At 44.0% G+C, this 14,565-nt stretch carries 12 protein-coding genes; 6 read left to right on the top strand and 6 right to left on the bottom strand.

The annotated features are described in order from the left end of the window. Positions 1 to 132: 132 nt before the first annotated feature. Entirely contained in the window at positions 133 to 942 is an 810-nt protein-coding gene (zupT, locus tag BABA_RS06435; protein ID WP_007084334.1) for a zinc transporter ZupT, read from the top strand. A gap of 26 nt (positions 943 to 968) precedes the next feature. Here zupT and BABA_RS06430 read toward each other — a convergent pair whose 3' ends face one another. Next, on the bottom strand, positions 969 to 2,465 hold the full coding sequence (locus tag BABA_RS06430; RefSeq protein ID WP_007084333.1) for a YifB family Mg chelatase-like AAA ATPase: 1,497 nt from the start codon (positions 2,463 to 2,465) through the stop codon (positions 969 to 971). Beyond that, the gene (locus BABA_RS06425) at positions 2,450 to 3,073 is read right to left on the bottom strand and encodes a transposase (protein WP_420805981.1); all 624 of its coding nucleotides are present in this window, start codon (positions 3,071 to 3,073) and stop codon (positions 2,450 to 2,452) included. The genes BABA_RS06430 and BABA_RS06425 overlap by 16 nt, the downstream gene beginning before the upstream one ends. Positions 3,074 to 3,372: 299 nt before the next feature. Here BABA_RS06425 and BABA_RS06420 point away from each other — a divergent pair, with 299 nt between their 5' ends. Further along, the gene (locus tag BABA_RS06420; protein WP_007084331.1) at positions 3,373 to 3,639 is read left to right on the top strand and encodes a hypothetical protein; all 267 of its coding nucleotides are present in this window, start codon (positions 3,373 to 3,375) and stop codon (positions 3,637 to 3,639) included. An 81-nt stretch (positions 3,640 to 3,720) separates the two neighbouring features. On the opposite strand, the gene BABA_RS06415 is transcribed toward BABA_RS06420, so the two are convergent. After that, positions 3,721 to 4,161, bottom strand: a complete 441-nt coding sequence (locus BABA_RS06415; protein WP_007084330.1) for a ferritin-like domain-containing protein — start codon at positions 4,159 to 4,161, stop codon at positions 3,721 to 3,723. Between the two features lie 173 nt (positions 4,162 to 4,334). After that, the gene (gene galU, locus BABA_RS06410) at positions 4,335 to 5,270 is read right to left on the bottom strand and encodes a UTP--glucose-1-phosphate uridylyltransferase GalU (RefSeq protein WP_007084329.1); all 936 of its coding nucleotides are present in this window, start codon (positions 5,268 to 5,270) and stop codon (positions 4,335 to 4,337) included. 142 nt (positions 5,271 to 5,412) lie between these two features. Here galU and BABA_RS06405 point away from each other — a divergent pair, with 142 nt between their 5' ends. Beyond that, positions 5,413 to 7,482, top strand: a complete 2,070-nt coding sequence (locus BABA_RS06405; RefSeq protein WP_007084328.1) for a molybdopterin oxidoreductase family protein — start codon at positions 5,413 to 5,415, stop codon at positions 7,480 to 7,482. A gap of 105 nt (positions 7,483 to 7,587) precedes the next feature. Here BABA_RS06405 and BABA_RS06400 read toward each other — a convergent pair whose 3' ends face one another. Continuing rightward, on the bottom strand, positions 7,588 to 8,841 hold the full coding sequence (locus BABA_RS06400) for a dicarboxylate/amino acid:cation symporter (protein WP_007084327.1): 1,254 nt from the start codon (positions 8,839 to 8,841) through the stop codon (positions 7,588 to 7,590). 142 nt (positions 8,842 to 8,983) lie between these two features. Next, positions 8,984 to 9,955 (bottom strand): UDP-glucose 4-epimerase GalE, encoded by a 972-nt coding sequence (gene galE, locus BABA_RS06395; RefSeq protein WP_007084326.1) that lies wholly within the window; start codon positions 9,953 to 9,955, stop codon positions 8,984 to 8,986. A 167-nt stretch (positions 9,956 to 10,122) separates the two neighbouring features. Here galE and BABA_RS06390 point away from each other — a divergent pair, with 167 nt between their 5' ends. The 3 genes from BABA_RS06390 (at position 10,123) to BABA_RS06380 (ending at position 14,551) form a co-directional block, all read left to right on the top strand. Then, positions 10,123 to 11,592 carry a sensor domain-containing diguanylate cyclase gene (locus BABA_RS06390; RefSeq protein WP_157273124.1) on the top strand — a complete coding sequence of 490 codons (1,470 nt, stop codon included), beginning with the start codon at positions 10,123 to 10,125 and terminating at the stop codon, positions 11,590 to 11,592. Between the two features lie 143 nt (positions 11,593 to 11,735). Beyond that, positions 11,736 to 13,067 (top strand): N-acetylmuramoyl-L-alanine amidase, encoded by a 1,332-nt coding sequence (locus BABA_RS06385; RefSeq protein WP_007084324.1) that lies wholly within the window; start codon positions 11,736 to 11,738, stop codon positions 13,065 to 13,067. A 182-nt stretch (positions 13,068 to 13,249) separates the two neighbouring features. Further along, positions 13,250 to 14,551 (top strand): NCS2 family permease, encoded by a 1,302-nt coding sequence (locus tag BABA_RS06380; RefSeq protein ID WP_007084323.1) that lies wholly within the window; start codon positions 13,250 to 13,252, stop codon positions 14,549 to 14,551. Positions 14,552 to 14,565: the final 14 nt, after the last annotated feature.

Genomic DNA, 14,565 nt, shown 5'->3' with positions numbered 1-14,565 from the left:
TGACAGGAAGCAGATATTGTTTCTCGGCGGAAACTTTTCTGGGTTCGTGCATATAAAGTATAATTAAACCTAAAAGTCCAAATCTGTTCTCGTTAAGATAAAGCGGAACTTCCTTAAAGGAGCGAAACGAAGGTGACTGAAAATCTGTTATTAGCATTTGGATTAACATTATTTGCAGGCCTGGCAACTGGAATTGGCAGCGTTCTTGCCTTTTTTACTTCACACACCAACACAAAGTTTTTATCGGTAACGCTTGGTTTCTCAGCAGGAGTGATGATTTATGTATCCATGATTGAAATTTTCGCCAAAGCAAAAGTAGCACTTGTCGATGCCCTAGGAGTGGGTCTAGGAAACTGGCTGACTGTTGGCGGTTTCTTTGGCGGCATGCTATTAATTGCCAGCATTGATAAATTTATTCCTAAGCAGGGTAATCCACATGAACTGAAAACAGTGGAGGATATGCATGCTCCCGGAAGTAAAGGCAGCCAGCCGGATTTATTAAAAATGGGAACCTTCACGGCACTTGCTATCGGCATTCATAATTTTCCTGAAGGAATTGCCACCTTTACTTCGGCACTCCAAGATCCTGCACTCGGCATTGCCATTGCCGTAGCCATTGCCATTCACAATATTCCAGAAGGGATTGCCGTTTCCGTCCCTGTATATTTTGCGACAGGTGATAAGAAAAGAGCGTTTAAGCTTTCCTTCTTATCGGGCTTGTCAGAACCAATTGGAGCATTGGTTGCCTACCTCTTCCTCATGCCTTTTCTTAATGACATCATGTTTGGGATCATATTTGCTGCTGTTGCGGGAATTATGGTGTTCATCTCTCTTGATGAATTACTTCCGGCAGCTAAACGATATGACGAGGCACACCTATCCATCTACGGCCTGATTGGCGGCATGGCTGTAATGGCTCTTAGCTTGTTGTTATTTATTTAGGGCCTTTGCATGGTGCCTGACACCCTTTACACTGTATTCAGTGTGATTGACTCTGAAATGCTTTGGTCTGTGATGGCGGAGCTTGCTTGGAGGTCTGAGATGGTGCGGGCGAGGCGTATGATTTTGATTTGGGTGCGGTTGCTCCAATTTTTCTTGATAGCAAGCTGATGCAGGGTTGATTGTTGTGCACCCGTCAAAGGCTTTTCTCTTAGGAGGACTTCATAAGGGACTCGGCTGTTACTAATCTCCCCACCATAGCGGTCATACTGCCTTTCCCTTGCCTCCTTCACTCTTTCCTGCACAACTCGTGACGGCTCCCCAGGTTGCTCTATCCCAGCAGCCGATGTTAAATTTACTGGCCTTAACGCCAGATTAATATCAAACCGATCCCTCAGCGGACCAGAAAGCCTATTTTGATAAGCACGAATCTGTTTGGCTGAACACGTACAATAATGAGCATTTGAACCAGCATATCCACAGGGGCATGGATTCATCGCAGCAATCAGCACAAACGAAGCGGGATATGTAATCGTGGCGTGGGTGCGGCTGATCGTAATGAACCCATTTTCGAGCGGCTGCCGCAGCATATCTAAAGTTTTTCTTGGAAACTCACCAATTTCATCTAAAAATAAAACACCCTGATGGGCGAGCGAGATTTCCCCTGGCTTTGGGTATTGGCCGCCGCCAATAATGGCAACCCATGAGGCGGAATGATGAGGACTCCGAAAAGGTGGCAGCTGGCTCTGTGTGTAAGAATTTCTGCTTAATTGATACAAGCTAAGTACTTCTAGCTGCGCCTCTTTTGTTAATACTGGCAAAATAGACGGAAAGCTCTCGGCCAACAAGCTTTTACCACAACCAGGAGGCCCCGTCATCAGCACATGATGTTCCCCGGCAGCTGCTATCTCTAAAGCATGTTTGGCACCGGCGTGACCGATGATTTGCTGAAAATCTAAGTATGGACTGCTCTCGACTTTCACTTCATCCATTTTTTTAAAAATAGAAGGAACCCATTGCCCCGCAAGATGCCCAATGACATCTTTTAAGGAAGCAACGTAGATTATTTCTAAACCCTCGAAATCGAGAACAGGCAGATGATCATCAAAAGGGATATAAAGTCTCCTTATCCCTTGTTTTTTTGCCGCAAGAACTGCGGGCAGCAGCCCCTCCACAGGCTGCACTGAGCCGTCTAGGGAAAGTGCTCCTAGAAAACCCGTATCTTCAGGGATCACCGCCTCGACCTCATGCAGACTCAGCAGCAACCCAATTGCCATCGGGAAGTCAAACATCGGCCCAATTTTCTTTTGATCCGCTGGCGAAAGATTAATGATGATTTTATTACCCGATAAGACATAACCCAGTGAACTGAGTGCCGCAATTATTCGCTCCTTGGACTCCTTCACAGCCGCATCAGGCAGCCCGACAATTTTAAACGAGTCATTCCCTACATAAGTTCCAACCTCCACATTCACACGATATCCTTCCATCCCCTTTAAGCCAATGCTTGTCACTCGAGCCCACATGGAAACCACTCCCCCTCGAGCTTGATGATTTTTCCATCTTCCCAAAAGAACTTGTCCGTTACTAAAGATTGAATATATTGTTGGTAGTATTGGGGCTGTGGGTCAGGGAAAAAAGCGAGAATTGGGTTGGGGTTAACATGGGGGTTCTTTTCACTTTCGCCGTAGAGATAGGTACGATAGCTGCTCCAAGGATACTCCTCAGGCGCCGTCACCATCCCGGCTTCTACTGGATTTAGATGAATATATTTGCTGACATCAATCTCATATTCACGTGAGTTGAGGTGCTCTGCACCATAACGCTTGTCGAAAACATGGCCCGAAAAATCATACTTTTGATTAAAATATTTTGCGTATTTTGTATTGAGATGTTTCATGATGGTACTGAGTGGGGTTTCGTGAGTTTCAAGCTGGAGATGGGTATGATTGGTCATTAAGCAGTAAGAGTGGAGCTGAAAGGGATACCGGTCTTTCGTTTCTTCTATGTAACTAAGATACTTCTTGAAATCCTCATCCTCAAAAAACAGCGAACTTTTCCGAATTCCCCTGCTGGTCACATGATACTTCGCACCTTCATACCACAAACGAACCCTACGAGCCAAAACAATCACTCCTTCAATAAAAGCATATTTATACGATGTAAATGGTGTAATTGGTGTCAGGCACCATTTCCTTCTTTTCCATTATACAAATATTTGCCTCGAAAGTTAGCGATATTGAAATATGTAACAAAATGTTCAAATGGTTGGGTTGGGGAGCTATGTGATTTGCCTGTATCTTTCCTGAAGAAACCTTTTTGTCCCACTAAATAACCAAGTTCGAAGTTTATCATGAATGTATAAATGGTCGTTAGCCCTAATATTTATTAGTAAAGTCAAACTTCATTTCTTACTTTCCATTTAGGGGAGGAATGTCTCTGAAAAGTGTAAGAATGATACAAAGATTGGTTGGTGTTCTCCTTCTTGTGTACGGGATTTATCTCATTTTCGGCACACAAGAGTTCTTTGGTACCATATTAATAATTGTTGCCTTCTTAATTTTCCCAAGCCTAAACAAGGAAAAAAAACGATCCTATAGCAATGATGTTGATGACAGTGATCGTTACAATGATTCGGCCGATGACAACGACAGCTCCTATGGGGGCGGAGATTCGGGTGGTGGAGATGGAGGAGACTAATTCAACAAACCTTTTTGCAACTTATTGAAAAAATGCCTCCGATTTATAATATTTCGGGGGCACTTTCACATTCCATCTGAGTTACTTCGATATTGTAAAATAATACAAAAACCACACGGCGTGATTTTGCTCATCAGCCGCTGCCCTTCTGAATACTTCTTTAATGAACGGATCTGTCGCGGCATCCGCTATTTCCATATAGAAATCTACTGTTTTTTGTTCATCCTCGATAGCAAACTCCAATCCTCTTAAAAAACCCTCCGGACAGTCCTCGGTAATCTTTGGCTGAGGAGGGATTCCCGTTAAACCCCGATAAATCTGCACAAACTGCTGATAATGTTTAATTTCATCCTGACGAATCTCAAGAATTTGCTCCCGTACCTTCTTAGACGGAGCCAAATTTGCCAGCCTGGCATAACATTCACTCGCACTATACTCACCATTTATGGCTTTTTCAACATCCTGAACCAATGGATGAGATGACAGATTTATGGCATCGCGGTAATTTGTAAAACGGTACATAGAAGAACCTCCCCAATTATTTTCATTATATATATCCTATGGATAATGAAGGAATTGGGTGAATGGCCGAAATCCGTCGAATCAGCACACACAAAAAAAGCCACATTTCACCGAGTTACCCCCCCAGTAAAATGCAGCTATTCCAAAAATTAGCAAATGGTGCCTGACACCCTTTACACGTCTTGTGTGTTGCTAACCTTTTCCTTTATTTTTACCTTTTCGTTTTGAGATCCCTTTTGGTCTTCTTCGATGAGTTGTTTTAGGAATTGGAGAAGTTCATCATGGATGCCTTCCTGCTGAAGGGCAAATTCGATTGTTGTTTTGACAAAGCCGATTTTTTCCCCCACATCAAACCGTTTACCTTCGAAATTGTAAGCGAAGACGCGCTGAATCTGATTAAGTTTATGAATTGCATCCGTTAACTGGATTTCACCGCCAGCGCCTGCCTCCTGCTGGTCTAAGAACATAAAGATCTCAGGTGTTAAAATATATCTTCCCATGATGGCTAAGTTGGACGGGGCTGTTCCCGGATTCGGCTTTTCAACAAAATTTTTAACTTGATACCGTCGGCCTTCCTGCTGAAGCGGATCGACAATCCCATAACGATGTGTTTCATCTTCCGGAACATGCTGTACCCCGATAATCGACGAGAATGTCGCTTCATATTGATCAATCAGCTGCCGTAAACAAGGTGTATCGCTTTGAACAATATCATCGCCCAAAAGCACAGCAAATGGCTCATCGCCTATAAAATTCCGTGCACACCAGACGGCATGTCCCAATCCTTTAGGCTCCTTCTGACGGATATAATGAATATCAGCAAGGTTGGAGGTATAGTTCACCTTATTTAAAAGATCCCATTTCTCCTTTTCCATTAAGTTTTTCTCAAGCTCGGGGGCAGAATCAAAATGATCTTCAATCGCCCTTTTTCCTTTTCCTGTTACAATAATAATATCCTCAATCCCAGAGGCAATGGCTTCCTCGACAATATATTGAATCGTCGGCTTATCCACAATCGGCAGCATTTCTTTTGGCATTGCCTTCGTTGCTGGTAAAAAACGCGTCCCAAGCCCAGCAGCCGGGATAATTGCTTTACGAACTTTTTTCACAGCCTGTCTCTCCTTTAAATCATTATAATATGTATATTATAACAGTATTTTTAGTTTTACCCATAAATATCCCAATAACCTCTAGTATAATACCATAAGACACTTTTTTAAATAATACCTTTTATCTGAAAGGCGGTTTCCTATGTCATCTTTTATTGAGGTTCAGAATGGTGTTTTTCATGCGGTTTGCCCGCTTGATTGCCCGGATCAGTGTGGTTTGCTGCTGCATAAAGAGGACGGAAAAATTGTCAAAGTGGAGGGTGACCCTCGGCACCCGGTTACGAAGGGCCATATTTGTAACAAGGTGCGGAATATGCTTGAACGGATTCATGACGAACATCGCCTGAAATATCCACTAAAACGAATTGGCTCCAAGGGGAAAGGAAACTTCACCCCCATTAGCTGGGAGGAAGCACTCCATACCATTACTTCCCGCTGGAAGGAGCTCATCAAATCAGATGGGCCGGAAAGTATTCTTCCATACAGCTTTTATGGAAACATGGGTAGGCTCAGCGCTGAAGGAATGGATCGCCGTTTTTGGAATTACTTAGGCGCCTCTAGGCTAGATCGAACGATTTGTTCCTCCGCCGGATCTGCAGGATATCAATATACGATGGGCGGCAGCCTCGGCATTGACCCTGAAGATACATTCCATTCCAAACTGTTCATCTTTTGGGGTATCAATGCTGCCAGCACCAACATGCACCAGGTAGCCATGGCACAAAAAGCCCGCAAGCAGCACGGTGCGAAAATAATTGTCATCGATGTTCATAAAAATCAAACCGGCAAATTAGCCGATTGGTTTATTCCGATTTTGCCAGGGACGGACAGTGCCCTCGCCCTCGGGATGATGCACATCTTATTTGCTGAAAACCTGGTCGACCACGACTTTTTGCAAAAATATACCGTTGGACACGAAGAACTGCGCGAACATGTCAAGCAATACGACCCTGCCAACGTTTCCACCATCACCGGTGTTCCGGTTGAAGACATATACAAGTTAGCAAGAATGTACGGCGAAACGTCCCCTTCTTTTATTCGAATGGGCAACGGGCCGCAGCATCACGACAATGGCGGCATGTTCGTCCGTACCGTCGCATGCCTTCCTGCCCTTACCGGACATTGGCTCGTAAAAGGCGGCGGTGCCATTAAAGGAAATTCCGCCTTTCTTGCACCAAATACTAAAAGCTTGCAACGGCCAGATCTTTTGAAAAATAAACAAACCCGCATGATTAATATGAACCAACTAGGCGAAGCCTTATTAACATTAGATCCGCCCGTAAAATCCCTGTATGTGTATGGTTCAAATCCTGCACTGGTAGCGCCGTCCAGCAATAAGGTCAGAAAAGGTCTCGAGCGCGAAGATTTATTCCTTGTCGTTCATGATTTATTTTTAACAGAAACGGCCAAATACGCGGATATTGTGTTACCAGCAACATCATCCTTCGAAAACACTGATTTATACACGTCATACTGGCATCATTACGCACAAATTCAGCAGCCGGTCATCGCCCCGTACGAAGAGTCTAAATCGAATGTGGATGTCTTCCGTTTGCTGGCAAAAGAAATGGGCTTCCACGATGTGGCTGCCTTCAAAGAAACAGAGGTAGAAATGATTACTGGTGCGTTGAATAACCCGCGGAATTCCTTTTTGGAGGGGATTGACTACGACTCTTTAGTCGAGCGGCAATACATGAAAGCCAAGGTGAAACCATTGTTTCCAGGGACGCTTCCAACTCCCAGTGGAAAAATAGAGTTATATTCTGAGAGGATGAAACAGGACGGGTACCCGCCGCTGCCAACCTATATCCCGCTCGTAGACGAGGGGGATCACCGCTATCAATTTGTCCCTGGGCCGAATCATAATTTCTTAAACTCTACTTTTTCTAACAATCGGAAGCATATTTCCCTTGAAAAAGAACCACGATTACATATGAATCGGTTTGATGCGCTAGCTGCAGGAATTGAAGAGGGAGAGATCGTGCGTGTGTGGAACAATCGCGGGGAATGCGAGTTAAAGGTCACGGTGGGAGATAATGTCCTTCCAGGTGTTGTCGTGTCACAAGGACTCTGGGCAGATACTGTGGGCAAGTCAGGGGATGGCGTAAAAGCCACAAAACATTTAATGAACGCTCTGACCCCCGATCGCATCGCTGATATGGGAGGCGGCGCTGTCTTCTTTTCGGGAAGGGTCAGCGTGAAAAAAATTTAGAGTAAAAAAAGGAACCAAGGCCAAATCAGCCCTAGTTCCAGAAATTTCAAAATGGTGCCTGTCACCCTTTACTAGCTTTCTACGCATTAAATAGTGTTATTGGTGTCAGGCACCAACGGTTCCGCGGAGCCAATTTTTGCCTTCGACGAGGCGTGTGACGAGCATGGCGCAGACAGTGTTTCCGGTTGAGTTGAGTAGTGTGGCCGGTGCGTCGATGATGGTGCTGATGACGGCGATAATCGGCAGGGTTTCTGGCGGGAAGCCGTATACGCTGATAATCAGCATTTCGCCAATCATTCCGCCGCCAGGGATTGCCCCCATGACAGCACCGACTAAAAAGGCAACAGCGAGAATACTTAAGATATTCGAGATGCTCGTTAAATCCTTCCCGAATAACGCAAACAGGAAGACGATTTTTAGGACTCCGCCAAAGACTGAACCATCTTTATGTGTGTTCGCACCAAGCGGAACAATTGTTTCGGCAATATCCTTTGGCACACCCATTTTCCGGACCGTAGCGAGGTTCACAGGAATGCAAGCCGCACTCGAGCAAGTTGCAAGCGCCGTAACAGATGGGGTAATGGCATTTTTCCAAAACACCTTGACCCCGTCCTTGCCGCCGGCGATGAAGGCATACAGAGTGAAAAAGACAAAGTAATAAATAACTGCCAAAATCAAATACAGTATAAATGAGCGGGCATAGCCTTCTAAAATTTGCGGTCCAAGTTCGCCAATGACTGCGGCAAAATAACAGCCAAGCCCAATCGGCGCATAGTACATCACGATGCTGACCATCTTCATCATGACCCCCGTCGCCGCCGATAAAAAGTCCGCAACCGGTTTCGCCTTTTCCCCTACCATTGCTGTCGAAATTCCAAACAGCAACGAGAAAACAATTAGCTGAAGCATATTACTTCTCGATAGCAATAAATGAAAATCGGATACCGTGAAGGTGGCAACGAGATGATCCATAAACGATAATTTCTCCGCATCCGTTTCTACAGATGAATGATTCATAACCTCTTTAATCCCAGCAATATCCGCATTTTCAATCGGATGGATGATGGACGCACCTACCAATCCGAGAATGGCCGCAACCGAAGCGGTCACCAAAAACACGACAAGGATGCTGCCCATAATTTTTCCAAGCCGTTTCATGCCATTCATGTTCGCAATCGCCGAAGCAATGCTAAAAAACACTAATGGCACGATAATCATGAACATTAGGTTAAGAAACAGATCGCCAAATGGCTTCACAACCGCCGTCTTTGTTCCAAAAATCAAGCCAGCTGCCCCACCAATCACGATGGCAGACAGTAAAATCAAGGTGAATCGATAATTTTTAAAAAATAATTTCAAATGAATCCACAGCCTTTCGACAACAATCTACATCATATGCAAATAAATCATACCCAAATTCAGGCGCCGGGTAAATGGCTTTATTTATCAAAAAAAGCAATGCCCCATCTCAACCAAGATGAGCATTGCTTTTTTCATAAAATTAATATTGCTGTTTCTGATGCCACTTCCACGAATCAGCAATGATTTTTTCTAAATTTCGTTCTGCTTTCCAGCCAAGTTCCGAGAAAATTTTATCAGAAGAAGCCACAAGCCTTGCTGGATCACCCGCGCGGCGGTCAGCGATTTCTACATTCGCCTTCACACCGGTGACTTTTTCACAGGTTTCAATGACTTCCTTCACCGAAAACCCGAGACCGTTGCCAAGATTATAAATCTCAGCCCCCTTTTTCCCGGTTAACAGCGCTTTAAGTGCAAGAATATGGGCATTCGCTAAATCCGTCACATGAATGTAATCGCGAATACATGTGCCGTCTGGCGTATCGTAATCCGCACCATAGATAGAAATTTTTTCCCGCTGGCCTAGCAGCTGTTGAAGAATAATCGGGATTAAATGAGTTTCCGGGTCATGACTTTCACCAATACTAGACGATTCATGTGCACCGGCGGCATTAAAATATCGCAAAATCACATAATTCAGCCCATCAGATGTTGCAAGGTCTGCGAGAACCTGCTCCACCATTAATTTGGATCGACCATAAGGATTAATCGGCATCGTAGCACTTGTCTCATCAATCAGCTCAACATCAGGAATTCCATAAGTCGCCGCAGTTGAGGAAAAAATAAACCTTTTCACCTTGAATCTCATCATAACTTTTAATAGTGTAATAGTAGACGCCATATTATTTTGATAATACTTCAAAGGATCCACAACCGACTCCCCGACCAAACTGTAGGCAGCAAAGTGCATCACTGCTTTGATGGGATAACTTCTAAACACCATAAGAACATCATCCACATTGCCAAGATCCCCTTTGACAAAAATCGCACGGCTGTCAACGGCTGCGCGGTGTCCGGTCGAGAGGTTATCAAGGACGACAACATCTTCTGTTTCTACTAATTCTTTTACCACATGGCTACCAATGTAACCAGCTCCGCCAACGACGAGAATCATAGTCATTTCCCCTTAGCTAGAATTTCATTCACGTTTTCCATTATAGCATTTTTGAAAAAAAACAGCTTCTCACAGGGGTTTACCAATATTACCTAATACCAAAACATTTTTCCTTTCTGACAAGCCTTCGAAACTATGCTAAAATTTCGGTGATGAATGGAAAAAGGATGATGAAAATGTGGGGCATCACGACAAAACGACAGAAGAATCCCATGACCACCGAAGAATTTAATCAGTCTAACTACGAGCATTTATATGAAAGAATGAAACTCATTTCTTATATGTTAATCTTCACCTATCCCTGTTTCTTCATTGTCGACTTTGTTTTTTTTAAGAATCTCGACAATCCCGTATTTAAAATGGTGCTATCTGCCGTACACATAACAGGGCTCTTGATTTCTCTCATTTTTATAATGATTTACCGCAGCCATAAAGTTTCCAAGAGCGTAGTGGTGAATGGTTTTATCCTCCTTTATTTATTGATAGGAGCCGTCTCTTCTATTAATAGTCAGTTATTTACTGGAAACATTTACGCCTATATCATCATTTTATTGGCAATCGGCGCGATTTTTCCGATCCGTCCAAGGTATTTATTTTTCCATTATGCCCTTGTACATATTGGCTTCCTGGTTGGATTATTTTTCATAAAACTTGACCACTTTTCCTACTTATCTATGCTCATAAACTCAACTGGAACCGCAGCCATTTCGTTCACGATCGCCCTGGCATTTTATTCATTTCGAAAAAATGACTTTTTAAACAAGCAAAAACTGAATAGAAGTGAGGAGAGTTTTCGCAGATTGTTTAATGTCAATCCTAATCCGTTAATTCTCGCAAAAATGGGTACAGATGAAATCGTGCTCATGAATAAACAGGCAATCGACTATTATCAGCTCAATTCGAATGGCATAGAACCATTCGATATTCATTTTTTGTTCCGCAATTCCGAGGAAAGACAGGAAATTTTAAAAAGGCTGGAAGCAGAAAGGAGCATTAAAAACTATTTGTTGGAGCAAAAAATTTCACAGAAATGGTCGCTGCTTAATTTCGAATTGGTTGATTACATGGATGATACATGTATGTTAATCGATGCAACGGATATTACCGATCTGAAAAAGAAGGAAGCAGAACTACTCGAGCATGCATCGATTGATATGCTGACAGGTGTCAGAAATCGCCGCAGCGGCATCGAGCTGCTTCGCGAGCTGTTATCAGCGGGGTCACATGCAACAGAATTTATTCTCTGTTATATCGATATTAATAACCTAAAAATCGTCAATGATTGCTTTGGCCATTCGACTGGTGACGATCTAATTAAAACAAGCTGTGAAACCATTAACCTGCATCTGGGAAAAAAAGAAGTGCTATTCCGCCTTGGCGGGGATGAATTTGTTGTTATTTTTTTCAACAAGCAATTAGCTGACGTTGAACAAGTATGGAACCAGATTCATCTGTCATTTAAGGACATCAATGACAGCAAGCAGAAACCATATCAGATCTCGGCTAGTCATGGGTATTATCACTATAAGCTGGAAACTCCGATTACACTGGAGGAAATGCTGGAATTAGCTGACCAAGACATGTACAAGAACAAGGTACACTATAAAAATCAACAAGCAGAACTTGTACGAAATTAAGCCGGATTCTCGCTGAATCCGGCTTTTTTTAACAATTACGGTCTTGGAAGCATAGTATGCAGGTGGGCGAGACTGCGAACAAATCACAAATTACCCCATAGCATATAGTGTACAAACATAAAAAATAATGGGAGGAATTTTTCATGAAGCTTTATTTAGACCCAGGTCACGGCGGCACAGACCCCGGCGCTCAGGGCAATGGACTCAATGAAAAAGATGTTACATTAGATATTGCGCTGAAATTACGCTCCATTTTAACCAATAGTTATGAAGATATTGAAATAAAGATGAGTCGATCCGCTGATATCACTAAAAGCCTGAGCGAACGAACAAGCGAGGCCAATAACTGGGGTGCGAATTATTTTTTGGCGATTCACATTAACGCTGCCGGCGGTTCTGCCGAAGGATATGAGGATTATATTTATAGTGGTCTATCGGACTCATCTACGACCGCGAAATACCAGGAGATCATCCATGGTGAGGTCATTAAGATGAATCAGTTGAAGGATCGTGGCCGGAAAAAGGCCAATTTTCACGTATTACGTGAGTCAGCGATGGATGCCCTTTTATCAGAAAATGGCTTTATCGACAACCCCAACGATGCCGCGTTAATGAAACAAGACTCTTGGCGTCAAGCTGTAGCCCAAGGTCATGCAAACGGAATTGCCAGCGCTTTTAATCTAAAAAGAAAGGCAAACAATCCACCGGAACCAGCGAATCCAGGGACAGGAACACTTTACAAGGTGATTGCAGGATCATTCCAATCGAGAGAAAACGCCAATGAACGGGTTGCTTTCTTAGGTGCGAAAGGAATCGATGCGTTTGTGAATCCTACAATAATTTCGGGTAAAACCTGGTACCGTGTTCAAGCTGGTGCCTATTCAAACTGTGATAATGCTGAAGAACAAGTAGCTGTACTGAAACAAGCTGGGATTGCGGATGCTTTCATTGCTGCTGAAAATAGCAGCCCCGCACAAGTGGCCGCAGCCGTTGATTCCATTTTAGGGCCAACCCGTTTATCAGCAGAGCAAATGAATTCGTTTGTGAAAACGGTGAATCCCGACGCATTAGAGCTAGGTAGTTTTTATCAAGAATTCGGAGAATACTATGGAATTAGGGGAGATATCGCCTTTGCCCAGGCATTACATGAAACAAATTATTTCCGCTTTACCGGGATCGTTCGGTCAGTGCAAAACAACTATGCCGGGATCGGCGCAACGGGGGCTGATCACCCCGGGGCAAGCTTTGCCGATCCGAAAGAAGGAGTACTCGCCCAATTTCAACACTTATTTGCCTACGCTTCTACCGCGCCATTGCCTCCACAATATCCATTAGTTGACCCTCGTTTTCAGTTAGTGGAAAGGGGTTCCGCTCCGAAATGGACTGATTTGAATGGAAAGTGGGCAGTGCCTGGTAAAACCTACGGTCAATCGATTTTGGATTTATATGAAAGAATGGTGAACTCCACTGTATGAATGAAGGGCATTTTTGTCCTTCATTTTTATATTACTCCCCGCCCCTCCAACAAAATCGTCTTTCATTCAATGGGTAGTCTTCCAAGAAATGGGCAAGATAAAAATTATCTATTGAAAATTCACCTAGAAACGAATAATATAATTAAGTCATAATAAATCGTTCGTGTTTTGGAGGAACTATCATGTTCAAACTGAAAGAAAATCAAACAAATACTAAAACGGAACTGCTTGCGGGGATCACAACCTTTTTCACCATGGTCTATATCGTGGTTGTAAACCCAGTCATTCTCGCAGATGCCGGCGTTCCATTCGAACAAGTCTTTTCAGCAACGATCATCGCCGCCTTAGTGGGTACACTGTGGATGGCGCTTTTCGCCAATTACCCAATCGCCATAGCGCCCGGCATGGGGCTGAACGCCTACTTCGCTTATTCTGTTGTCGGCGGCCATCAAGGGATCAGCTACCAAACGGCGTTTGCTGCCGTCTTCGTTGCTGGTCTTATTTTTGTCATTTTATCTTTAACACCATTTAGGGAAAAATTAATCGAGGCCATCCCAGATAACCTTAAACACGGAATTACTGCAGGAATTGGGTTATTTATTGCCTTTATCGGCCTGCGCCAAACCAAAATCATTACCGCACACCCATCCAATCTTGTTGGGCTGGGCGATTTGCATTCCCCAGAAGCGATTTTAGCGATTATTGGGCTTGCGGTCACATTGGTCTTGATGGTGCTTAGAGTAAACGGTGCCTTATTTTTTGGAATGATTGTTACGGGGTTAATCGCCTTCTTTACCGGCCAGCTGTCCTTTGACAAAGGATTTATGGCGCTGCCTTCCCTTCCAGAGGGGTTAATGGTTGCGAATCCAATCACAGCACTAACGGATGTGGTGCAGCACAGCCTTTATGCCGTGGTGTTTTCCTTTATTTTAGTCACCATTTTTGACACAACCGGCACGATGATTGGCGTCGCGAATCAGGCGGGATTAATGAAGGGCGACAAGTTGCCTCGTGCACGCCAGGCGCTGCTTTCTGACTCGCTTGGGACAGCTGTCGGCGCCATGTTTGGGACAAGTCCAACAACGGCCTTTATTGAATCCACTTCCGGTGTCGCAGCCGGCGGCCGGACTGGTTTAACCTCCCTGACGGTTGCCGTGCTGTTTATCGTATCGGCTTTCTTTGGCCCGCTCGTTAGCGCTGTGTCTGGAATTGCTGCGATTACGGCACCTGCCTTGATCATTGTCGGCAGTCTGATGATGGGCAGCATCGCCAAAATTCGCTGGAATGAGCTCGATGAAGCCTTCCCGGCATTTTTGACCGTACTCAGCATGCCGCTTACCTCAAGCATTGCAACGGGAATTGCCCTTGGTTTTATCAGTTTTCCACTGTTAAAAATCGCTAAAGGGAAATGGCGTGAGGTGCATCCATTACTTTACGTGTTCGCGGTGTTATTCTTTATTCAATTAGCATTTTTACAGCATTAGAAGAAAAGCTCCAT

The sequence above is a fragment of the Neobacillus bataviensis LMG 21833 genome (assembly GCF_000307875.1).
Taxonomy (GTDB): Bacteria; Bacillota; Bacilli; order Bacillales; family Cytobacillaceae; genus Neobacillus; species Neobacillus bataviensis.
This window is presented reverse-complemented; position numbering and strand designations above follow the sequence as displayed.

What these genes read in the sequence shown, in the direction of transcription:
- BABA_RS06430 (WP_007084333.1), bottom strand. Translation starts at nt 2,465, where the DNA reads ATGTGGGCTCGAGTGACAAGCATTGGCTTAAAGGGGATGGAAGGATAT.
- BABA_RS06420 (WP_007084331.1), top strand. Translation starts at nt 3,373, where the DNA reads ATGTCTCTGAAAAGTGTAAGAATGATACAAAGATTGGTTGGTGTTCTC.
- BABA_RS06415 (WP_007084330.1), bottom strand. Translation starts at nt 4,161, where the DNA reads ATGTACCGTTTTACAAATTACCGCGATGCCATAAATCTGTCATCTCAT.
- BABA_RS06405 (WP_007084328.1), top strand. Translation starts at nt 5,413, where the DNA reads ATGTCATCTTTTATTGAGGTTCAGAATGGTGTTTTTCATGCGGTTTGC.
- galE (WP_007084326.1), bottom strand. Translation starts at nt 9,955, where the DNA reads ATGATTCTCGTCGTTGGCGGAGCTGGTTACATTGGTAGCCATGTGGTA.
- BABA_RS06390 (WP_157273124.1), top strand. Translation starts at nt 10,123, where the DNA reads ATGATGAAAATGTGGGGCATCACGACAAAACGACAGAAGAATCCCATG.
- BABA_RS06385 (WP_007084324.1), top strand. Translation starts at nt 11,736, where the DNA reads ATGAAGCTTTATTTAGACCCAGGTCACGGCGGCACAGACCCCGGCGCT.
- BABA_RS06380 (WP_007084323.1), top strand. Translation starts at nt 13,250, where the DNA reads ATGTTCAAACTGAAAGAAAATCAAACAAATACTAAAACGGAACTGCTT.